General features: G+C 42.0%; 22 protein-coding genes and 1 pseudogene. 15 read left to right on the forward strand and 8 right to left on the reverse strand.

All coding sequences use genetic code 11. The annotated features are described in order from the left end of the window. Nucleotides 1–69: 69 nt before the first annotated feature. A complete protein-coding gene (locus PTW35_RS06755) occupies nucleotides 70–1,074 on the reverse strand; it encodes a tyrosine-type recombinase/integrase (protein WP_281027043.1) in 1,005 nt (334 codons plus the stop codon). Nucleotides 1,075–1,178: 104 nt separating this feature from the next. Here PTW35_RS06755 and PTW35_RS06760 point away from each other — a divergent pair, with 104 nt between their 5' ends. The 3 genes from PTW35_RS06760 to PTW35_RS06770 all read left to right on the forward strand — a co-directional run bounded on the left by PTW35_RS06760 (nucleotide 1,179) and on the right by PTW35_RS06770 (nucleotide 3,654). Continuing rightward, entirely contained in the window at nucleotides 1,179–1,709 is a 531-nt protein-coding gene (locus PTW35_RS06760; protein ID WP_281027044.1) for a hypothetical protein, read from the forward strand. Nucleotides 1,710–1,944: 235 nt separating this feature from the next. Further along, nucleotides 1,945–2,877 (forward strand): hypothetical protein, encoded by a 933-nt coding sequence (locus tag PTW35_RS06765; RefSeq protein ID WP_281027045.1) that lies wholly within the window; start codon nucleotides 1,945–1,947, stop codon nucleotides 2,875–2,877. 399 nt (nucleotides 2,878–3,276) lie between these two features. Next, nucleotides 3,277–3,654: a Rap1a/Tai family immunity protein gene (locus PTW35_RS06770; protein WP_281027046.1), complete on the forward strand. Its 378-nt coding sequence runs from the start codon at nucleotides 3,277–3,279 to the stop codon at nucleotides 3,652–3,654. A gap of 13 nt (nucleotides 3,655–3,667) precedes the next feature. Here the strand turns inward: PTW35_RS06770 and PTW35_RS06775 are convergent, their stop codons facing one another. Together PTW35_RS06775 and PTW35_RS06780 are read right to left on the reverse strand one after the other, a co-directional pair. Continuing rightward, a complete protein-coding gene (locus PTW35_RS06775; protein ID WP_281027047.1) occupies nucleotides 3,668–5,977 on the reverse strand; it encodes an ATP-binding protein in 2,310 nt (769 codons plus the stop codon). Further along, complete coding sequence (locus PTW35_RS06780) at nucleotides 5,967–6,590, reverse strand: helix-turn-helix domain-containing protein (protein WP_281027048.1); 624 nt, start codon at nucleotides 6,588–6,590, stop codon at nucleotides 5,967–5,969. Before PTW35_RS06780 ends, PTW35_RS06775 begins: the two co-directional genes overlap by 11 nt. A 98-nt stretch (nucleotides 6,591–6,688) precedes the next feature. Here PTW35_RS06780 and PTW35_RS06785 point away from each other — a divergent pair, with 98 nt between their 5' ends. The 10 genes from PTW35_RS06785 (at nucleotide 6,689) to PTW35_RS06830 (ending at nucleotide 12,279) form a co-directional block, all read left to right on the forward strand. After that, nucleotides 6,689–6,904, forward strand: a complete 216-nt coding sequence (locus PTW35_RS06785; protein WP_107297638.1) for a DNA-binding protein — start codon at nucleotides 6,689–6,691, stop codon at nucleotides 6,902–6,904. A gap of 40 nt (nucleotides 6,905–6,944) precedes the next feature. Then, nucleotides 6,945–7,490, forward strand: coding sequence for a phage regulatory CII family protein (locus PTW35_RS06790; protein WP_281027049.1), 546 nt, complete (start codon nucleotides 6,945–6,947; stop codon nucleotides 7,488–7,490). A 10-nt stretch (nucleotides 7,491–7,500) separates the two neighbouring features. After that, nucleotides 7,501–7,794, forward strand: coding sequence for a hypothetical protein (locus PTW35_RS06795; RefSeq protein WP_281027050.1), 294 nt, complete (start codon nucleotides 7,501–7,503; stop codon nucleotides 7,792–7,794). Between the two features lie 38 nt (nucleotides 7,795–7,832). Continuing rightward, nucleotides 7,833–8,219 (forward strand): hypothetical protein, encoded by a 387-nt coding sequence (locus PTW35_RS06800; RefSeq protein ID WP_281027051.1) that lies wholly within the window; start codon nucleotides 7,833–7,835, stop codon nucleotides 8,217–8,219. Beyond that, nucleotides 8,216–8,632, forward strand: a complete 417-nt coding sequence (locus PTW35_RS06805) for a hypothetical protein (RefSeq protein ID WP_281027052.1) — start codon at nucleotides 8,216–8,218, stop codon at nucleotides 8,630–8,632. The genes PTW35_RS06800 and PTW35_RS06805 overlap by 4 nt, the downstream gene beginning before the upstream one ends. Beyond that, nucleotides 8,629–8,814: a hypothetical protein gene (locus PTW35_RS06810; protein WP_107297643.1), complete on the forward strand. Its 186-nt coding sequence runs from the start codon at nucleotides 8,629–8,631 to the stop codon at nucleotides 8,812–8,814. The genes PTW35_RS06805 and PTW35_RS06810 overlap by 4 nt, the downstream gene beginning before the upstream one ends. Further along, nucleotides 8,811–9,038: a hypothetical protein gene (locus tag PTW35_RS06815; RefSeq protein WP_107297644.1), complete on the forward strand. Its 228-nt coding sequence runs from the start codon at nucleotides 8,811–8,813 to the stop codon at nucleotides 9,036–9,038. Before PTW35_RS06810 ends, PTW35_RS06815 begins: the two co-directional genes overlap by 4 nt. Further along, entirely contained in the window at nucleotides 9,035–9,250 is a 216-nt protein-coding gene (locus tag PTW35_RS06820; protein ID WP_281027054.1) for a hypothetical protein, read from the forward strand. Before PTW35_RS06815 ends, PTW35_RS06820 begins: the two co-directional genes overlap by 4 nt. 18 nt (nucleotides 9,251–9,268) lie before the next feature. Beyond that, nucleotides 9,269–11,524: a replication endonuclease gene (locus PTW35_RS06825; protein ID WP_281027055.1), complete on the forward strand. Its 2,256-nt coding sequence runs from the start codon at nucleotides 9,269–9,271 to the stop codon at nucleotides 11,522–11,524. A 554-nt stretch (nucleotides 11,525–12,078) separates the two neighbouring features. Next, the gene (locus tag PTW35_RS06830; RefSeq protein ID WP_281027056.1) at nucleotides 12,079–12,279 is read left to right on the forward strand and encodes a hypothetical protein; all 201 of its coding nucleotides are present in this window, start codon (nucleotides 12,079–12,081) and stop codon (nucleotides 12,277–12,279) included. Nucleotides 12,280–12,333: 54 nt separating this feature from the next. On the opposite strand, the gene PTW35_RS06835 is transcribed toward PTW35_RS06830, so the two are convergent. The 5 genes and pseudogenes from PTW35_RS06835 to PTW35_RS06855 all read right to left on the reverse strand — a co-directional run bounded on the left by PTW35_RS06835 (nucleotide 12,334) and on the right by PTW35_RS06855 (nucleotide 17,397). Beyond that, nucleotides 12,334–13,038, reverse strand: coding sequence for a hypothetical protein (locus tag PTW35_RS06835; protein ID WP_281027057.1), 705 nt, complete (start codon nucleotides 13,036–13,038; stop codon nucleotides 12,334–12,336). Nucleotides 13,039–13,300: 262 nt separating this feature from the next. Beyond that, the gene (locus tag PTW35_RS06840; protein ID WP_281027058.1) at nucleotides 13,301–14,314 is read right to left on the reverse strand and encodes a hypothetical protein; all 1,014 of its coding nucleotides are present in this window, start codon (nucleotides 14,312–14,314) and stop codon (nucleotides 13,301–13,303) included. A gap of 78 nt (nucleotides 14,315–14,392) precedes the next feature. After that, nucleotides 14,393–14,551, reverse strand: a pseudogene (locus PTW35_RS06845) (ogr/Delta-like zinc finger family protein); the annotation flags it as partial. Nucleotides 14,552–14,623: 72 nt separating this feature from the next. Beyond that, nucleotides 14,624–15,634, reverse strand: coding sequence for a phage portal protein (locus tag PTW35_RS06850; protein ID WP_281027059.1), 1,011 nt, complete (start codon nucleotides 15,632–15,634; stop codon nucleotides 14,624–14,626). Further along, entirely contained in the window at nucleotides 15,613–17,397 is a 1,785-nt protein-coding gene (locus tag PTW35_RS06855; protein WP_281027454.1) for a terminase family protein, read from the reverse strand. The genes PTW35_RS06850 and PTW35_RS06855 overlap by 22 nt, the downstream gene beginning before the upstream one ends. A 173-nt stretch (nucleotides 17,398–17,570) precedes the next feature. On the opposite strand from PTW35_RS06855, the gene PTW35_RS06860 reads away from it, so the two are divergent. Continuing rightward, on the forward strand, nucleotides 17,571–18,419 hold the full coding sequence (locus tag PTW35_RS06860; protein ID WP_281027060.1) for a GPO family capsid scaffolding protein: 849 nt from the start codon (nucleotides 17,571–17,573) through the stop codon (nucleotides 18,417–18,419). Between the two features lie 9 nt (nucleotides 18,420–18,428). Further along, entirely contained in the window at nucleotides 18,429–19,439 is a 1,011-nt protein-coding gene (locus PTW35_RS06865) for a phage major capsid protein, P2 family (protein WP_281027061.1), read from the forward strand. The last annotated feature ends 3 nt before the right edge of the window (nucleotides 19,440–19,442 follow it).

A 19,442-nucleotide genomic window follows, 5' to 3' on the forward strand; every position in this document is an offset into this window, starting at 1 on the left:
AATTTACGACGTGTTTTTTCTTCTCTGTCGCCACTTTGTCGCCACTTAGAGTATCTACAATTCAATCACTTACAGGTAATTTAGCGGGTTTTTCGTCACTGCATCTTGTAGGTGATCAGGTGAGAAATGGCTGTAAACCATGGTCTGTTTTATATCGCGATGACCAAGGATTCGCTGCAACACCAAGATGTTTCCGCCGTTCATCATAAAGTGGCTGGCGAAGGTATGGCGAAGCACATGGGTAGCTTGCCCTTTAGGGAGTTCAGGAAAGCATTTTCGCAGTCGCATATAAACAGGGAAGTAGTTAACAGAGAAAAGAGGGCCATTACCAGGTTTGTGGATAGCATCGTACAGCTCTGGGGAGATTGGTACGGTACGATTACGCTTCCCCTTGGTATTGGTGAAGGTGATTTTGTACTTGGTGAGTTGTGAGCCTTTAAGCTTTGCCGCTTCCATAATGCGAGAACCGGTAGCCAGGCACACCTTGATTACATTGGTCATGTCTTCCGCATTGTTCTGGGTACCGACGTAATCAAGCAGAGTGCGAATTTCTTCGTGTGAAAGGAAAGTAAGCTCACGTTCATCGGAGCGAATTTTTTTCACTTCAGCAAATGGGTTAGGTAAAGGCCACTCCTTAATTCGAATAAGTTCATTGAACACAGCCTTCAGCAAAGTCAGTTCCAAGTTCTGAGTTTCAGCTGCAACAGAACGCCCATCGCCCATCAGGATGTTAGTACGATTCGCTCGGTACTCGGTGTAATCTTTCGCTTTGCATTTAGCTGCAATAGGATTGCCCATTTGGCCGCACATGTTGTTCAGTATCTTGAGGTATAACTTACCGGTTTTGATGTTCTTTCCGTGGTAGTGATACCAAAGCTCAATAAGGTCAGACAGCCGGCGCTTGTCGTCGGCAGTGCCAAGCCAAGGCTTATCTTCAGCTTCACGTAACGTAAAGCGCTCGAAAGCAGTCGCTTCCCCTTTAGTGGCGAACTTCTTCCTAACTCTTTTTCCTTGTCGGCCGTGAGGGTAGCATTCACATAGCCACGTTCCATCTCTTTGTTTTCTAACAGACATAAGCTAAAAATACTGTTTTAATATACAGTGTAATTTTGCTATGATATTCATGTTGTTGCAATGTTTTATTTTTTACATACAAACAAATGAATTTTGAGGATCAGATGGAAACAACCTTAACAACACATAAGAAATTAATAACTCTTGCTGTTATTTCATTCGTAGCCATGATTACGGCTTTCTTCTTTAAAATTCAATTTTTAGCTAGTCCCGCACTGGTAGCATTCTTTATGTGCATCTTATTTTGGGTTTGTGAACTCCGAACTGATCAGCTTTGGAAAGGTTTTCTATTAATCTTAATTGGTGCATTTTTTAGTGAGCTACTCGAAGCTTTACCGCACTTAGTGCCTGCAACATTTTTTGACTTTAAGAGAGTCAGCGATCTTTTAGCTAGCGTGGCGCCTGTTATGTTTTACGGTGCAGGTGGTAGTGTTATTGGCACATATGCTTTGAGAACAACGAAGGAAGAAATCGACAAGGAAAACAGCCAAAAAAGTGTCGTTTTGTTTGATAAAAACTATCGAATTCAGCAACTGGAAGAAAAAGTCGGAAGTTTTCAAACAAAACTAAACATTCTAATCGGAGCGATTGTCTTGCAATTCCTTCTAGTTGCAGCATTGCTTTACTTTCGGTAGTACTAACGCTCTTTCTCTTTATAGTTAATAAAATTCATATGTTTGGGGTAAGAAGCTCTGGGAATTGGTTTTCCTTTGGGGGGGCCTATGTTACCTACCACTATGGTTAACCGGATACATTTATATGTTAGTAGGAATGTATTACAAATCGTGGTGAAAAAGTAATTTCATTATCTAAATACAAGCACTTAATATAATCTCTATCCAGTTTGAAATATCGTGTTTGGATAAATAAATGAATAATTTTCTTGTAGCAATGTGTTTAATTTTCTCATCTTCAATGGCGCTAGCATCGGATAATGTCACTAAGTCTTTTAACAAAGAGACGGGTGTTATCGAGTGGTCGGTGTCAGATAGGCGAGTGTTTACTCTTGATGCGTACTGTAATATTGATAGACCTTTTTCTTCATCAGACTATGATTTTAGCTGGGTAGACAAGATGTACTCATTTGTATTTGGATGGGAGGAGAAATACACCCTTTCATGTAACCCAAACATCCGTTCAAAACATACCTATGAAGACAAGGCATACTTCTATGCGTTTAACGGAAAAGAGATTGATCGCAACCAATATTACAATAGTTATGCGCCACAGCATTACTTTAGTGGCTTTCACTCTAGTGAACAGGAGTTGGATCTATTTTTAGAATCTGAGAAGCGTGGTGAGTCGATTGCCTTGCATATGGAGAGCAAGGATGCGAATTATGATTCTGGACTGAGGGTTAACAAGAAAGGTGGACTTGAGAGGGGTGAGGCACGTTGGGTACCAGTTCGAGAGATTGATGCAACTATTGACCCATCAGGCACAGCCGAGGCACTAGACATCCAAATGACTCTTGCTAAAGCCAAGCATGAAGCACTGAATCATGAAGTTTACGTAAAAAACAAAAATGGGCTGATTGCAAAGTTGCTAGCTTTGGCATCCATATTGTTGTTGGTTTTTTTGATGCGTGGCATCATCCGGCGAACCGTTAAAACTTTGTGGAGCTTTATAGTTGGGTCTGTTTTTTTTGTAGTTGGCATCGTGATTGGTTTGTTCAGATTGCCATTCGCACTTCTAAGGGTGGTGCAGCGCCACCGGATTCAGAGAATTATTGTTGAGGAAGAAATCAGAGCCGAAGCAAGAGCGAATGCTGAAGCTAAATACAAAAAACGATTAGGTGATTGATTCTTTCGCGTTACCATTCTTCGATAGATAGTCCAGCAAAAGTGTTGAGCTATTATCTAATATTGCCCTGCATTAGTGGTAGGGCTTTTCTGTATCGTTATTGATTTCACCCCAGAAGATTTTAACTGTCATGTAGCTACCATCTAATGTGCACTCGACTTGATTCATTGTTACCTCCGGGAAGTTATGCCTCTAGTACTAATGTAATTGATGTTATTGGTTAATATTGAAAAATGTGCAATATCACGCAAATCACATGAAATCATTACTATTTTTAGCGTTTGGGTGCTTCTATCAAGTTAGGCGAGGGGGCAAATATGATCAGATGGATTTTGAATATGCTTGGTCGAAATGAAGAATGGTTGGTGTCTGAGTGTGGGTTGCTTCAGGTGAGTATTGATGGACGAGCGATATTGGTGGCGTAATGATGAAGGTGATATTTCTTCTGCTTTCTTTCGCTTTTTCAGCCAATTTGCTTGCCCAGGAAGTTGCTGGACAGGCATGAAAACAGACAAGCTCATTGCTATTAGTGAGCAAGGTGATAAGGGCTTCCAATATGCGATGCTCTACGTCCTAGGTGTTGTCGATGGTATGGAAGGGCAAAGGGCGATAAACCAAGAGGCAGCTTGCAGGGTTGACAATGGCACAATTAATCAAGAGATTACTAGTAAAGTGCTTGAAACCTTAAAACAATTGGGACATCGACAAGAGCCTGCAGGTAAGCTTGTGATTCATGCCTATATCAAGACGTATTGTGAAGACTTTATGTATAAATAAGTCGCTTATGCGGCTATTCTTCTTTACTACAAAGATCTTCAAATAATGAATCTATGTCGTCACTCTCATCTTTAGCGTTGGCCTCGTGATCTTTATCATGATAATCGTCTACATATTCATCGAGTCTTAAATTATCGTAATTTTCTTCTAGCTTTGACTCAACATCATACGTAGATGTGATGCTATCTAAATCAATTAAATTTGACATATCTATCGAAAAATTACCAAGTATTTCTTCCAATATTTCATCTAGCTTTTGCTCGGCATCAAAACTATCTTCAGGGTATAGTTCATCTAAAGCATCGGTCTGATTCACAATGTCAACAAAGTCATTAACTAGACATTCTTCAGTATTTGTACGTAGAGACTCAATTATTTCACTATTGTCATCTAATGAAAATAATTTAATTAATAAAGAGATGTCTTGTAAATCATCTATATCTAAGTGTGAATTCAAGCAGTTTATTATAAATTCTTTTTGATTGGTTGTTGGGACTATAACTTCATTTGTTGAATTAAGTAATTTATAGAATTTAGAGATACTATTAGGTGTGTAGGTTGTATAGTCTCTGTTTTTATACCAGTTAATAAACTCCATTTTATTTTCATTAGTTACAGATAATTTATTTATTGCTAAGCCAATAAGTGATAGTTGATAAGAATCATTTTTATCTAAATTATATTCTTTAATGTTTTCAATTATGTTGTTTATAACATTAGATAACAATTTCTTTTGCTTTATAGTTCCATGATTGAGTATATAATTTCCATCGGTTATCATTGAAATTAAAGTTAATAATGACGTTGGAGAACTATAGCAAGAGAATATGTTAGATAGTGTCTCAGTGTCATTTTTATATTTGCTAATAAGATAATCCGTTATGGATGGATTATATACTGTATATGTAACTTTGTTATTACTAACATGGCGGTTTATTAAAGAGCCCACCAAAGATTTTATACAATCATTGAAGCTGTCAGGTTTGCTTTCAAGTTTAGCTTTTTTATCGATTTTCTTTATGTTTAAGTAGCAGTTTTCTAACTCATCATGACTAATTACAATAAACCGATGGGAGAATGCAACAAACATAACTATCGATTTTAAAATGTAATTTTGTGAGTTAATGTAAGTATCCCATAATTCATGTGGATGATTTAATGTTTTTATTATGTAATCTAAATAATTGTCTTTGCTTATACTGTTTTCACTGATTCTATATTCATCTGTTATGTGTTCAATAATTCTTGGATTGAAGTTTCTATGGTTTACTATTTGATTGTAGGATTTGTTTTTAATAACTTCATCTATGTATGATGTCTCTAAACTTGAATGTTTAAGGTGGCTGTGAAGTATCTTAGCTTTGTCTGTTTTTGACAGTTTTCTAATTTTAAGCTCAAACTCATGTTGGGAGGTTTTATTTTGACTATAAGCTTCAACATTTATCTTACGTTGGATAAGTATAGTGCTTCTGGAAGTGAGAATGAATCTTTTATTATTATCTCTTGATACTCTCTTGATAAATCTTAATATTTCAGAATCTTCTTTATCAGATTTTAGATCAATAAAATTATGGCCTAAAAAATCATCAAAGTAAAATATCTGTTTTTTTTCTTTATTGAATAGTGTTGTTCCGTTTTTTATGTCAGAACCAATATCACAAAACTCGTAACCTTTGCTAACATAATACAGGCAAATATTTTTTGATAATGTTGTTTTTCCAACCCCTGGCTCACCATTTATTATAATTACATTGTTTTTTTCAATTTTTTCTATTGCTTTATTATGTGATTCAGTAACAATGTACTTTTTAGAATCTTCATAAATTTCTTTTAAGCAAAGTTCACTGTTACCTCTAATTTCACTACTTAATATTCTTTTTAAAACGTTAGCGCTAGATAACCACAGATTATAATGTTTTTCTTCAATGTCTGGATTTTTTTTAAGAAAGTTTTCAACTTCATCTTTTCCATATATATCATCTGTATTTTTAATAAATCCATCAAAAGCAGCTTGTATTTTGTCTTTATCGTTGGGGTTAAGTGCTAGTGATGTAACGAAAATATACCTGTCAGGTGAAAGTTTTTTAACTTTGTTTAATTCTTTGTTTTTAATTTCCCATATAAGCCTTGCTACATCCTGCTTAAACCAGTGCTTAGCTTGAATAATTCCTTTTTCATTATTAAACGTTCTAAATCTACCATCTATGCCTTGATCTTTTCCTTGTTTAAAAATCTCAACATTACAGTTAAGCTTTTTTTCAATTAAATCAGCAGCAAGAACTTCAAATTCATTGTCATTTAATCTGCTTAAATCATAGCTCATGAGTTATAACTTTTCCCAAAATAGTCATTTTATTCTCTTCGACTTCAATATCCTTTCCATTGAAGCTCATATGAATTTTCCCGCCAGGAATACGGTGTAATTCATTAACTGAAGCCAACCCATCAAACTGGACAAGGTACTCTCCACTAATAACCTTTGTATTGCTCGTATCCACAAACAACTTCTTCCCTTCATGCTCAACCAGCATCAAGTGTTCAGCATCAGGCATTCCTTCCAGGAACTGAGGATCGAAGAACATCTTGCCTTTATCTAGCAACTCACCGTTATCTAGCTGGAAGTAGGGTAGCTCTACTTTGTCACTTGAAATGCTAGGTTTGTTCGAATCGAGCATGTCACCTTCACCAAGAAGAAGCCAACGAAGTGATACTCCAGTTGCTAAATGCACTCGAACAGCAATTTCAAACGGTGTTTGTTCACGTCGATGCCACGTGGAAATGGTTCCCCAGGAAACGTCAAATACATCAGAAAGTGATCTGTACTCCTTCAAATTGAGCACTTTAAGTAGACGGGTAGTCACATCTTTACCACCTTGATAGTCTTCAGGTAGCAATTTTGCTATCTCGGCAGTATTTAAATCTTGACTTGGATGCATTTGATCACCTAGTATCATCATTAACGTCAAATGACGTTGTGCAACATAGAATCAATGGGGATTGATTTGAACAACAGTTAACTAGAAAGGATACCACTATGGAATCAACTTCAATAGTCTTTAGTGCACCACTTGCCCCCTTTGTCACAGTACAAAAGTTCTCTGATATCACAGGGATAACAATTGGGCAGGTCAACAAAATGCTTCATGAAGGCAAACTCCCTATCCGTCCTAAAACACCGGGCAAACCCAAAGAAAAACCGCTCATCAACATGGTTGCCCTAATGCGAGAAGCGGATTCATATGTGTTTTAACTAAGTCATTTGAATATAGCAATTGGGATAGGAGCCCACTATGTCTGCAAATGAATGTCCAAAACATACAGCGTTCCTCAACGCTTGCACCACCTTCAGCAACACGCATGTCATTAAGCATCTGGCTGCAAAGTTCGGTTTGGATGCTCAAATGCAGTGCAATAAGTTAGATGCCAACAAACCCCATAAGCTATTCGCTGAGGAGCTGCTGCTACTTACCAAAGCAACCTATAACCCAGATACAGGGAAAATGGATACCAGCTTGGTCGATGGCCTACTAAGGGAACTCAATCTAACCGCGGTACCATTACCAGCTGCCAATACAGAGCAAGCAACAACATCTTTAACTGATCGTATGTTAGAGATTTCTTCAGCCACCGGTGAGCTCAGTGCTCACACCTTGCAAATCAATGCCACCAATCGAGTTAATCGCCGCACCAAAGAACAAGTCGTGAAGCGCGCGCAATGCGCCGTTCGTGAACTTGTCATGCTAATGAATGAAGTCGAAGGCAAGTTTCAAGCTGTACCAGTGCTTTCCTGTGCGGTCGACGCGTTTGGTTCAATGCCACTACCGGGTCTTTCATAAGGAGATAACCATGGGAAACGCAGCACGAAAAATAGAACAGTCATACCCCAGGCCAGCATCAGAATCGCTAGCTCATTGTCACGAATTACTCAATTGCAAAAGCCTGGCGGGGCTGAGTTACGAGAACCTCGATGAGTCAGTAAAGCGCACTTTATGTTTCTCGGCGGGGTTAAAGCAACGCCACATTCCAATGAAGCTCCATGAACTGACACCATTCGAGCGTAAGAAGCTTCACCAAGCCATCAATACATTGGCAGATGCCCTTAAGCCACTCGCTTATCGCTCATTAAAAGAGTTTCGATAATAGCCCGACAAGGGCAGTCACTTGGTTAGGAGAACACCATGAAGAAAGGAAACGGTAAAAGTGAATTAGCATTACAGGCCGAGAAACTAGCAAAAGACTGCACAGCCTTTGCAGAGCAGATGAGCCAAGAACGCGGTTGTTTAGATGTCATCAACGAAATTACATCATTGGCTTTGAGCAACATTAAGTTAATCCATATACATGTGGGATTTCATGCCCACACCGAAGAGTTTGATGTGCAGGTGAATTCGGTCGATAACCGTTATGAAGTGGGAGAGAGCATTCATCTCTATAGAGAATCTCTTTATCTAGACCGTAACCGATTTGAAGACGACGCCACACCGCTACAGCAGTTATTAGAAATCGAAGACAAGTTGCTTGAGCTTATCGCTGAAGCAAAAGATAAGTTGGAGGCTGCAGCATGAGCCTCTGTCATATCATGGTGATGGCCGACGAACTCAATCAAACATTAGATATGGTCGGCCTTGGCCCATCTCAGAAAGATGTATTCGTAAACATCTTCAACTACATCGAAGACGTCACTGGTGAGTGGTTTGCCTTGGATACGGCAAAAGCCCAATCACTCCATGTTGCGCATGATCCTGCATTAATAGACCAAGACGACATCTACGCTGGCTGGTTCGCGTTTTGGATGTGTGTGTTCAACAACACAGAAAACGGTAGCGAACTAGAAACCCAAGCCTTGGGCGCGATTCGTGGTCTGTTCTTTACCGCCGCCCATAACCGTCAGGTCACACTGCCATCAGCAATTGAAACCTGGTGGCATCAAACCAACGAACTTCACTTCAATAACTCACTCAACGAGGTATCGGCATGATGACACAAGAGCAGATGTACCAAGAACTTATCGACCGCCTAAACGAGATGACTCAGTGCATGGTTTGCTTTGTTCCCATCCTAGAAGAGCATCGTTACTCATCTGCTGATGCCCTAAGGCAAATCGATATCAGCAACTCAGTTATCGCCGAAGCTAAAGCTATTCAGAAGGAGAACGCATGAATTACTTAGCGGTATTCCTTTGTGCTGATGGCGGCATCATTCGTAATGATGAAACCGGCGAAGTGATGAATATGGAAGTCGGCGATTTAGACACCCAACAACAAGCCATTGTTGAGGCATGTACCAAGTTCGATTGCGAGCACCTAAGAAACGGCGTGATTCGTAAACGAAGCGGAGCAGGCGGCTTTCTGATTGTCGATGCACAGGAGTTTGTTGAGGTATGAGCCAGACCTTTCAAACCGATCATGGTGTCGTCACGGTTAAACCCCGTCACTATAACTTTTTGATGAACGCCTTTGTGGTAGAGCTGAAATTAACTCCTCCGAGTCTTTGGGGATGGGGAGTAACGGCAACCTTTCCAGAAGAAGTTGAAGGGAAGGTTGACCAAGCTTTTGCTAACAAATGGGCCACTGAAGCCATAGGGAAGTTGGTTTGATAAGGAAGGTTATCAGCAATGGACGCCACTTACCCGCAACCCTCTCAAGCCTATATTGATTCCTGCCCAGGCCGCACAGCCTTGTGGCGGGATGATTCCACCTGGGCTCAAAACTTGGTTTCTACCTTACCAGGTGATCTCGCCAGCTCCCTCTACAAGCAATACGTCTTTCGCTGGGAAAAGTATGTAAAGCGCAACGGCCAAAGCCGAAGTGCCAATATCTGGTTACGCCGCCAGGTGCAAATGATCACCAGTGCCATCGCACAGTTTCCAACGCATATCGAAAACCTTCGTAATGAGGTAAAGCGTAGCAAGCTAGCCAATGACCTTGCCACTCAGTGCCACAACATTCTGTCTTCCGGTAGTGAGGCAGGCGCCACGATGAAATCGGTATTTGAAGAAATGATGAATATCCCCAATCAGTGGGGTTTCACTGTTGGCGTACCGATGCAGACGATACTCCCTGCAAAGGGAGAAACACCAGTTCAATATGGGCGACGTGTTAAAGAAGTCTTGATGGCAAGCCAAATGGCTCGATTGATTTCCGATGATTGGTGGGCTCGAAAACTAGAAATCGCTTACAGACGTTTTTGCGAACACTGCCGGATTATCGCCGGTAAGGTTCGCAAAGGTGTTTCAGCTTATTTAAGCCGTATTGGCTTGCGTGATTACAAAGAACGCAAGCTTGCTAATAAGCGGGCTTTGGCACAAATGATTGCCAAGAATGAGATAACAGGTGAAGAGATTGCCTTGTTAGAAGCCGTTGAGGCATCGGTATCTAACCCCGAAATTCGCCGGCATGAGTTAATGGTAAGAATGCGCGGCTTTGAAGATATCGCCCAGGAACAAGGTTTAATGGGAGGGTTCTTTACTGCTACAGCTCCCAGTAAGTACCACGCCTTTATTAAGGACAAAAAAGGGAAGGCCCACAGCAATCGTAAGTATGCTGGCGCTAACCCAAAACAAACTAACCGATATCTAGGTAAGGTTTGGTCACGTGCGCGTGCCAAGCTGAATCGCCTTCACCTTCCTATCATTGGCTTTCGGGTATGTGAACCACACCACGATGGCACACCGCATTGGCACATGTTGTTTTTCTTCCGCCCTGAACACGAGCAGATGATTCGCTTTGTGTTGGCAGATTACTTTACCCGTGAAGATCGCTCTGAACTTCGAGTGAGTCATTTTGATATTGGGTACTGGGCTAGCTGCTTTGTTAAAGAAACAGGCCAGCTCTCTCCGGTTACTGACCATGACCTTATCGAGCAAACCGCGAAGCGTATTAGCCCACGTTTTGACTACAAAGCTATCGACCCTGAAAAGGGTAGCGCCACCGGATATATCGCCAAGTACATCGCTAAGAATGTCGATGGTTTTAAGGTGGAAGAAGATGAAGAAGCCGGTATGGCAGCCAACGTGACAGCAGAAGCTGTAACGGGGTGGGCGAGTGAGTGGGGTATTCGTCAGTTCCAACAGATTGGTGGGCCTCCGGTCTCTATCTGGCGTGAGTTGCGCCGGCTAGAACAGGATGAGGAAACCAAAGCGGGAATTGCAGCTGCCAAAGATGCTGGTGTGAAGTATCACCGGCCAGTGAAATCATTCCTAGAGCTGAAAGCTGAGAAGCCCTTGCTAGAAGTGGCTCGAGTAGCGGCCGATTCCGGTAGTTGGAGCATGTTCATTGCTGCCATGGGCGGATTGTTCTGTCCTCGCAAGGAACAGCCATTGCGCCTTATCTACAAACCACAGGAAAACAAGTATGGGGAAGCTGTTGCCAAGTTAAAAGGGATCACCAACCACATCGACCTCACCATGATATCGCGCGCCGATGGTTGGGTTATTGCTAAGAAAGGTGCAGCGTCTGCAAAAAGCGGCGACAGCCGCGCCCCTTGGAGTTCTGTCAATAACTGTACGGAGGATCTCAATGATCCACTGAACGAAGTGAAACGGACAGTTTTCGACCATGTTCAACGGAATGGCATTGACGTTGATATAGGTGGCGCAGCTGCTATCGCTAGGGGCGACAAGGTTAGAACCAAGAAAGGTGAGCAGGTATGGCTCGATAAAACGGATATCGGCCTGCAGCTTCGCATTTCGCAGGTAGTTGAAGAGTATGAGGATGGCTGGCCGGGTTGGGACTATGAAGAAATCCCAGAAACGGAACCAGAGCGGACTTATGCCGACATCATTAAATCCATCCCAGTACACGCAGGCGGCTTTACCCCGCCAAGCAAGGAGTACTGGACTTCAAAGAAAGAGGGAATACCTGATGTATGAGTTTATAGAAATGGCCGTACCTGAAGGCCGGCCAAGTGAAGCGACTCACTTTAACCCAAGATACCGATTGTGCTGGGAAAAGCTTGTCGAGGATTCAAACAATGTGCAGGTTTATGATCATGTACATAAGAGTTGGGGCCAACCTGTATATCGGCCCGGTGGGCTGCTTATCCAATCACAACAATGAGGAGCGAACTCTATGTGTTTTGATGCTTTAGGGTTAAAGACCCTTAGGGAACAAATCAAACAGAACGCGGAGATTGCTGCTTCGCAAAATCACGGAAAGGCTGTCGCTTATGATAATCCGTGCACCTTTCACACAGCCAAACAGGGTGTGGTTTGGGAGAAGAAGCCTTCTGCCAAGGGAGAGGCTTGCTCATAAGCTGGATGCAATAGCGGTGACTTCGACATCCATTACAGATCTCTAAACGCGGTGTTTTGATTAGAACTTCATCAAAATCAGGTGGTTGTGTCAATTTTTTGCCTATCAGTGCTGTAAACTGCTTACATAATACTGTATATTCATACAGTGCTTTACGCAAGGAGTTATGAAGATGGCGCACTCAATCAGTTGGCAAGCAGTTGATTTCATTGTTGAGGCTTTAGCTGCAAAGACATACGGCGAAGATCGTACCGAAGTGGCTTTGTACCTGATCAAGCTAGTAGTCGAAGACAAGAAAGGGCCGCTTGATGCGACCCAATTGGAGATGGTGCGGGAGCTGTTGGCTGATGTATCAAGTGTTGTAGCGCAGTAAACTGGAAAGTATATTTATGAAAAAGCTTACTATTCAAAAGAGATAAATAGGCTATTACCCTTCTGGGGATTGGCTTTTATCGGAGCTACTTGCTTTTCTTTTACTCCAAAGCCAGCCTATCACTGGTACAAGGATTGCTGCCCACATCCACTGCCAATTATTATTGAAAAATAACTTAATTCTTTGTGCTGTTGTCACTTTAATTGTAATTTTTTGGGAAAAAGTTCTTATTGTCCTTGGTGTGTTATGACCATCTATTTCTAGTAATGCAGTGAGGGTCAAGTGAAGCCTATGTGAACCCTCTACTTTTGGTTCTATCTCCCATTTCCATTCAGTATTCTGGTCTTTAGAAACTGCTTGTGTTTCAGCTGTAATAGCAGTTATTTGAAAATTATGACCAGATAATCTTGCTTCCATACGATCTGATACCTTTATCGTTGCACCATACAGTTGCCCAGCTTCATCAATAAGCTCTTTTATTTGTTCTATAGTATCATTTAAGCTTAATTTCAGAATGACGATAGATGATTCTTCTATATTAAGGTTCTCTGGAACATTGAATGCTATATTAGCAGGGTTCATATTCGATAGTGCTTCATCAACACTCTCAACTACAGAGTTTTGAGGTGGTCTTGTTAGATAAGCAGGAATTGATGGTTTATGTAATTCAGCGCCAAACTTAGTCAAAGCAATTACAAGAAAAGCAATGAAGGCTAGTATGATATACATCCAGTGTAAAAATCTACTTTCATTCTTCATTTTCTTTCCTCCATATAACTAATTATTCCATTAAACTAATTCTTATGCATATATTGTTGTTTTTTGATTGGTATTTAATAAATGCCATAAAGTATATGGTAATGCCCGAGTTAATATTTTACTATGAATAAGCTATTAATCTTGATCAAAGTCAAAGTGTTATAGTTCAGGAGAGTGTCTTATCTTGCTCATTGTCTAAGACAAGAAAGGGCCGCTTGATGCGACCCAATTGGAGATGGCGCGGGAGCTGTTGGTTGGTATATCAACTGTCAGTGGAAGAACTTGATTTTGAGTCTGGATGTTTTTGCTCTGAATTGTTTGTAACCATCTCTTTATTATCCGTATTATCACCTAAGATGCACTTCTCTATTTTGTATAGGTTTTTTTCATCTTTAGTTCGGTAAGTTAGTACAGTCGTGTGGGCTGGGTCTAGTGTAATAACACCTTTTACTTCATCATCAAATTTACAAAAGTGATATGAATTGAAGTCATAATTTGTAGCTACTTTTTCAATAAAGCCTATTGGGTTATTAATTATAGCATCACTAAAAATGAATAAGGAAAATGCAGCCATGAACATTGTCGAGTGAAAAAAATCAAACCCAGGCTTTTTGTTTTTATCATCATTTTTCATGAGGATGCGTATAAAAATATACACAATACAGATAAATGAAACTATTAGTGAAAGTAATGCCCCTAAGAGTAACATTGCAAAAACAATGGTTTTTGGGAAGTAGCTGGCATCAATTGCAAAAATAGCATTGATGACAGCTGAACCAATAACATTCGCGAAATATAAAAATATTGATAATATTACACTGAATAAAAATGCTGGTTCCCAGTTCTTATTGCTGAATTTTGGTAGTGTAGAGTTTATTATTGGAATAATAGATGAATATAGGCAAAGAAAGCTAGCACTTATAAAGGCATATGTGAAAAATGGAGAAAAAGGCATGGCAGCTAAGCACAAGAGAGATAATCCAATGCCTATAAATCCTGCAATTTCATGTATTTTATATTTTGATATCTTATCAATTACGATTGCTGTTGACCATACGATGAAGAGTACGAATACAAAAAATGAGTATACATAAGTACCTATTGAATGAAGGTTTTTTAATGTCTCTTCACTTAAGTTGAAAAAATTAAAAAATACAGTGAGAAGAATAAATATTGTTGCTGTTAAAAATGCCATTAATGTTAAAGTGGAATAAAACTTCCTATAGAAATCATTAATTTTCATTGATTCTTGTGCTTTTTTGATAATATCAAACATCTATATTTTTAACCTGAGTTGTATTCCATGTTATTAATCGTTTTGGTATTCTTATTGCTACTATAACCGCTTATCATAAGCTTTGTTCAGAGAGTGACTAAAGCCTAAGGACATAACAAAAGTATGCCCACACTCGGGATCGCAGCAAGAACAATATAAATCAGCAGATGTAGAAGTAAACCAATTAGTTTTTTCAATCCTTGCTTTGTTACCGCATTCTTTACAATGAATTCGCATAGCCATAGCTGGACACCTCTATTTGTATTTGCCGATAACAAATAATAACTCAATTACTGTTTTTGTGTACAGCTATGCATGTAAATTTAGATGATTTTTTTTCGTAATATCAATGTCTTGGTTAACGGCTTCTACTAACTTTCTAGCCAAAGGAATTGACTCATTCTTTCTATAAGCTTCATCGTTTTTCAATGGGTCACCAAAGCTAGAAGTGCCAGCTGGAATAATACCAGACAGCCCTGGTGGGAATCGGTGAGCGGCGAGCATATCTTGAGAGGTGACAGATTTGATATTGGTAAAGTCATCTTTGGTCGCAATGTCCCCAACCGGGATTATTTTGATACCGTCAGGCTTACCATCAGGAATGTTCACAAACAAAGAACGAAAGTTGCCAACGCCTTTGCTAGCCGCCATCGACTCTTCTAACTCTTTCTGTTTGTCTGGGTCTAGGTTGGGGTCGGTAGCATAAAATATAAACCCACAGTGGGCGCCGTTCTTGTAATACTTGCGGCGGAATAAAGTAGCATCCGTATTCAGCTGGGCCGACTGTAAGCCGCCCATGTAATCTGGCACACCATAGATTTGTTGGTATGGGTCGTACTGTTTTATGAAGATCACATCTTCTTTGCGATAGGTAAGGTGCTCTCCATTACGCTGCAGGTAAGCAAAATCCCCATTCATTTTCACCCTAATCCATACGCTAGAAAGTGTGACTAAGCGAGTCACTTTGCCTAGCCGGTTACGGATTTTTAGTAGTGGGCAATCACCAAACAACAGGAAGTTGTATAACGCAGCTTCTAGATCTTCACGGCTTAGAACTGATGACAGCTGGATGAGTTCAGCCGCCATGTTTTTACGGCTAAAGATAATAGGGCCATGATAAGGGTTCGACTTACTGATCTTTAGCAGCAAAGTTCGGTCGAGTGGAGGAATCCAAAACTCGTTATAGTCATCAAAGAAAATACCTCCGCTTTCGTCCATGCAGTGCAGAGCATCAAGGCCAGTGATAGTGTCCCAGGTTTCACCGATATTAAAGGCGATGGTCTGAGATGATTTGTTGGTTAGGCTGCGATTGTCTTCCATGACGACTTCCGTTTCGTATTGTGGTTAATGGGCTCATTGATGGCGGCGTGCGCAATGGCAAAGAATGCGTCGGCATGGCCGGTGCTTTCAGTACGGTCAGCTTTGAATGTCATTTGGTTAGTGCTGCCAGTAACACCACGCTTGATGGCAAGGAATGAAGCACCGATATCCTTGTGCTCGGCATCCCAACAAATGCGCTGGCTCTCAACCAAATCAATCATTTTTAGTACCAGGCGGTTTTTGCTGTCCACGCTGTAATGAATGGCTTTGGCTTCTCTGGGGAATAGGTTGTGCAGTAAATCAAATACCCCAGCTCCGATCCCAGTGATATCAACGCCGATATAAGTAACGTGATAGCGTTGAGTGATACGTTTTATTTGCTCAACGTGGTGCTGAAAGTTAAGGCCACGCCAGTGATGCTTCTCTAATACTCTAAACCTCTCACCATCAAACTGAGGTGGGGCGAGTACGATTAGGGTCGCGTTGTCGCGCGTTCGGGCTGGGTCATACCCTAGCCATACCTCTCGGGCGGCAAATGGTCGGGCATTTTTCGGCTTGAAGTCACGCCAGCTAGCGGTATCAACCCCGCAGCCTTCCAGCTGAGAGAACTTGAAGACTGACTGAGAATCATCAACGAAGATGCACATAAACAAGTTTTTGAAGTCATCATCGCTGTATTCGTCGCGCAGTTCGTCGATGTCAAACAGATCACAGCCACCTTTCGCCGCATCCTCAATAGTAACAACGTAACGCCATTGTCTATCTGGACACTGCCGGCCACCATCTCGCATCTCTTCGAAGCTTGGAAATTCTTTGTTTTGACGATCTTTCTTTTCACCTTTCCAGGTGTCGCCGGTCCAGAACCCATAGGCTGGATGGCCTTTTGCTGATGGCGTACTGAAATAGGTTTTACGCCATTTCTTGTGGGTAGCCATGGCCGAAGCCAGTTTGTTTAGGCGTTCAAACTGAGGTATCCAGAAATACTCATCAATATAGACATGGCCGTGATAACTCTGAGCCGTATTACTGTTGGTAGAGAGGAATCTGAGCTCGGCATCACCATGTGCGGTATGAAGGGTGATTGGGTTACCGGAAAGCTCAACCCCAAGGAACTGTTTGGCAATAGCGATGATGTAACTACGGAATACTTCCGCCTGGGCTCGTGAGGCCGACAGGAATATTTGAGGATGCCCCGTCAGCACGGCGTTTTCTAATGCTTCACCGGCAAAGTAGTAGGTGGCACCAATTTGGCGTGACTTCAGGATATTGCGGATTCGCTGATGCAGGTTGTTCCGCATTTCATGTTGATAGGCAAAGAGGCTGTCATGCCAAGTTTTGAAGTCAGCTTCAGTGAGTTCGGTGACATCATTCTTTTTCTTACGGCCTTTCTTCTTAGTGCTAGAGCCGATTTTGTTGGAGCTTTGCTCGCTGCTCGCTGAATTGCTGCTGTCGCTTGGTGGTGTGGATTGTTTTTGTTGCAGTACTCGCTGTTTCTTCAGTTTCACATGCTTTTCAATCAGCATGTCGAGCTCTTTAAGTTGATTAGGCGTCTTTTCTGCCAGGTCGGTCAACATGACGATACGACGGGCAATTGCTTCGTCGACTTCCTCTTCGCGAAGCATGTCTCGCCAGTTGTATTTATCAGCCCAATAGTAAATGACTCGGGTGTTTGGTAACCCAAGTTCTTCCCTTATTTCATCTGGTGTCCAACGTCGCAAATAGAGACGTTTGGCCGCTTCGCGGATTTCAGGAGAGTATGCCATGACGCAATCATACAGCTCGGAATCATTCAAATGACGCAGTTTCATTCGGATAAATTCGGATATCGGCTAAATCCGAAATTATCCGAATGAATCAAAATGCTTTTGACTATTTAAGTGCGTATTCTTGCCTTGATTAGATGTGCATTTGAATGAAATTTGGTCATGGATGACATATGGCAGGGAAGCTAAAAACCGGATGGATCCGGGTCGCCACGGAAGGCGACACCATTGATGGAAGGGAAATCAGCAGGCAAGACTTGCTTGATATGGCTGAGAACTATGACCCTGACGTTTATGGTGCAAGGATTTGGCCTGAGCATTGGCGCTGGTATGCCTGTGGTGACGTGTTAGAGGCGAAAGCGGAAGAGGTCGATGGATTGATGCGACTCTTTGCTGTGCTGGCACCAAACATGATGATGGTCGAATTCAATCAACAAGACCAAAAGGTTTATACCTCTATCGAGATTAAACCTAACTTTGCCAACACTGGTAAGCCTTATCTAGCGGGTATGGCGATAACCGACCAACCAGCAAGCCTTGGTACTGATCGTATCCGGCTATTTTCCACTTCTAATGATTGCATGTATGCCCAGCCTGAACTGCTAGTTATGGATGAACTGCACGAGGAAGCAGGCGGCATCCGTCGTTTATTTAATTTGTTCTCTGACAAGAGTGCTAGCAACAAGAAGGAAGAACAACCCATGGACAAGGAGCAGTTCAACGCTCTGACCGAAGCCATTAAACAAGTGGTGGAAGGTCAGGGGCAGCTTCAAGATACATTGCAGTCTCACTTTGCTGCCAGTGGTGGAGCGCAAACCCCACCCGATGAGCCCAAACAACCGGAGAAGCCGGAAGTGGGTATTACCGAAGAACAGTTCAGCGAACTGACATCAGCGGTGACCAAGCTGGCTGAAGGTCAAACGGCCATGCAACAACAGTTCAGCCAGTTACTGGAAGAAGACCACAGTAACACCCCTGATGTATCGGGTGGTGACGGCTTTGATTGCAACTCACTGGTTTAAGGAGAAGACATGCTGAATTCAACTGCACTTAACTACCTAAACCAGTATGCCCAGCAGCTTGCCAAGGCTTACAACGTTTCGAGTGTCGAGAACCTTTTCTCGATTACTGGCCCCAAAGAAACCCAGCTTCGAAAAGCGATTCTTGAGTCTGTTGCGTTCTTGAAGCGCATCACCATGAAAGATGTAGACCAAATCATCGGGCAAGCCGTTGAAGTGGGCGCTTTGGGGCTGCATACCGGTCGAGTTAAAGATGGCCGTTTTCATAAGAAAGCCAATATTGATGGCACTACCTATGCGTTGGTCGAAACTGACTCTAACTGCTCAATTACCTGGGACACGCTGAGTGTGTGGGCGAACTCGGGTAATGCTGGCGAGTTCATGAAGTTGCTCAACGAGTCTACCAACGAGGCTTTTGCTTTGGATATCTTGCGTATCGGTTTCAACGGTACCAGTGTGGCCGAAGATACCGATCCTGCGCAGAACCCAAATGGCGAAGACGTCAATAAAGGCTGGCAGCAAATCATCAAAGATCAGGCGCCAGGCCAAATTGTCGATGTTGATGTGTATCTCGATTACGAAGGTAAGGGGGATTATAAAACGTTAGATGCGATGGGCTCTGACCTTATCAACAACAAGCTACCGCCACAGTATCGAAATAACCCGAACTTGGTGATTCTGGTTGGTGCGGACTTAGTAGCGGAAGAATCTGCCCGAATTTATGACGAAGCAGGTACACCAAGCGAGAAGAAGGCAGCTGAACATCTACCGTTCTCCATTGCTGGCCGCCCTGCAGTCGTACCGCCTTTCTTCCCTGGTAAGCGTATGTCCGTAACTATGCTGCCAAACCTGCATGTTTATACCCAGAAAGGCACTCGTCATCGTAAGGCTGAACATGTTCAAGACCGAAAGGCTTACGAGAACAAGTATCTTCGCTGGGAAGGTTATGCCATTGGCAACATGAAGGCATACGCCTCATTCGATGAAACCAAAGTACATATTGGCGCTAAGCCTGCTGCATAGGTG

Origin of the sequence: Photobacterium sp. DA100, from assembly GCF_029223585.1 — a bacterium.
Lineage (GTDB): Bacteria > Pseudomonadota > Gammaproteobacteria > Enterobacterales > Vibrionaceae > Photobacterium.

Excerpts from the sequence above, each read along its gene's own strand:
- PTW35_RS06865 (WP_281027061.1), top strand. The coding sequence starts at position 18,429 with ATGCTGAATTCAACTGCACTTAACTACCTAAACCAGTATGCCCAGCAG.
- PTW35_RS06840 (WP_281027058.1), bottom strand. The coding sequence starts at position 14,314 with ATGTTTGATATTATCAAAAAAGCACAAGAATCAATGAAAATTAATGAT.
- PTW35_RS06790 (WP_281027049.1), top strand. The coding sequence starts at position 6,945 with ATGTCTGCAAATGAATGTCCAAAACATACAGCGTTCCTCAACGCTTGC.
- PTW35_RS06775 (WP_281027047.1), bottom strand. The coding sequence starts at position 5,977 with ATGAGCTATGATTTAAGCAGATTAAATGACAATGAATTTGAAGTTCTT.
- PTW35_RS06810 (WP_107297643.1), top strand. The coding sequence starts at position 8,629 with ATGATGACACAAGAGCAGATGTACCAAGAACTTATCGACCGCCTAAAC.
- PTW35_RS06820 (WP_281027054.1), top strand. The coding sequence starts at position 9,035 with ATGAGCCAGACCTTTCAAACCGATCATGGTGTCGTCACGGTTAAACCC.
- PTW35_RS06815 (WP_107297644.1), top strand. The coding sequence starts at position 8,811 with ATGAATTACTTAGCGGTATTCCTTTGTGCTGATGGCGGCATCATTCGT.
- PTW35_RS06805 (WP_281027052.1), top strand. The coding sequence starts at position 8,216 with ATGAGCCTCTGTCATATCATGGTGATGGCCGACGAACTCAATCAAACA.
- PTW35_RS06855 (WP_281027454.1), bottom strand. The coding sequence starts at position 17,397 with ATGGCATACTCTCCTGAAATCCGCGAAGCGGCCAAACGTCTCTATTTG.
- PTW35_RS06780 (WP_281027048.1), bottom strand. The coding sequence starts at position 6,590 with ATGCATCCAAGTCAAGATTTAAATACTGCCGAGATAGCAAAATTGCTA.
- PTW35_RS06825 (WP_281027055.1), top strand. The coding sequence starts at position 9,269 with ATGGACGCCACTTACCCGCAACCCTCTCAAGCCTATATTGATTCCTGC.
- PTW35_RS06835 (WP_281027057.1), bottom strand. The coding sequence starts at position 13,038 with ATGAAGAATGAAAGTAGATTTTTACACTGGATGTATATCATACTAGCC.
- PTW35_RS06860 (WP_281027060.1), top strand. The coding sequence starts at position 17,571 with ATGGCAGGGAAGCTAAAAACCGGATGGATCCGGGTCGCCACGGAAGGC.
- PTW35_RS06800 (WP_281027051.1), top strand. The coding sequence starts at position 7,833 with ATGAAGAAAGGAAACGGTAAAAGTGAATTAGCATTACAGGCCGAGAAA.
- PTW35_RS06760 (WP_281027044.1), top strand. The coding sequence starts at position 1,179 with ATGGAAACAACCTTAACAACACATAAGAAATTAATAACTCTTGCTGTT.
- PTW35_RS06770 (WP_281027046.1), top strand. The coding sequence starts at position 3,277 with ATGGACGAGCGATATTGGTGGCGTAATGATGAAGGTGATATTTCTTCT.
- PTW35_RS06755 (WP_281027043.1), bottom strand. The coding sequence starts at position 1,074 with ATGTCTGTTAGAAAACAAAGAGATGGAACGTGGCTATGTGAATGCTAC.
- PTW35_RS06785 (WP_107297638.1), top strand. The coding sequence starts at position 6,689 with ATGGAATCAACTTCAATAGTCTTTAGTGCACCACTTGCCCCCTTTGTC.
- PTW35_RS06830 (WP_281027056.1), top strand. The coding sequence starts at position 12,079 with ATGGCGCACTCAATCAGTTGGCAAGCAGTTGATTTCATTGTTGAGGCT.
- PTW35_RS06850 (WP_281027059.1), bottom strand. The coding sequence starts at position 15,634 with ATGGAAGACAATCGCAGCCTAACCAACAAATCATCTCAGACCATCGCC.
- PTW35_RS06795 (WP_281027050.1), top strand. The coding sequence starts at position 7,501 with ATGGGAAACGCAGCACGAAAAATAGAACAGTCATACCCCAGGCCAGCA.
- PTW35_RS06765 (WP_281027045.1), top strand. The coding sequence starts at position 1,945 with ATGAATAATTTTCTTGTAGCAATGTGTTTAATTTTCTCATCTTCAATG.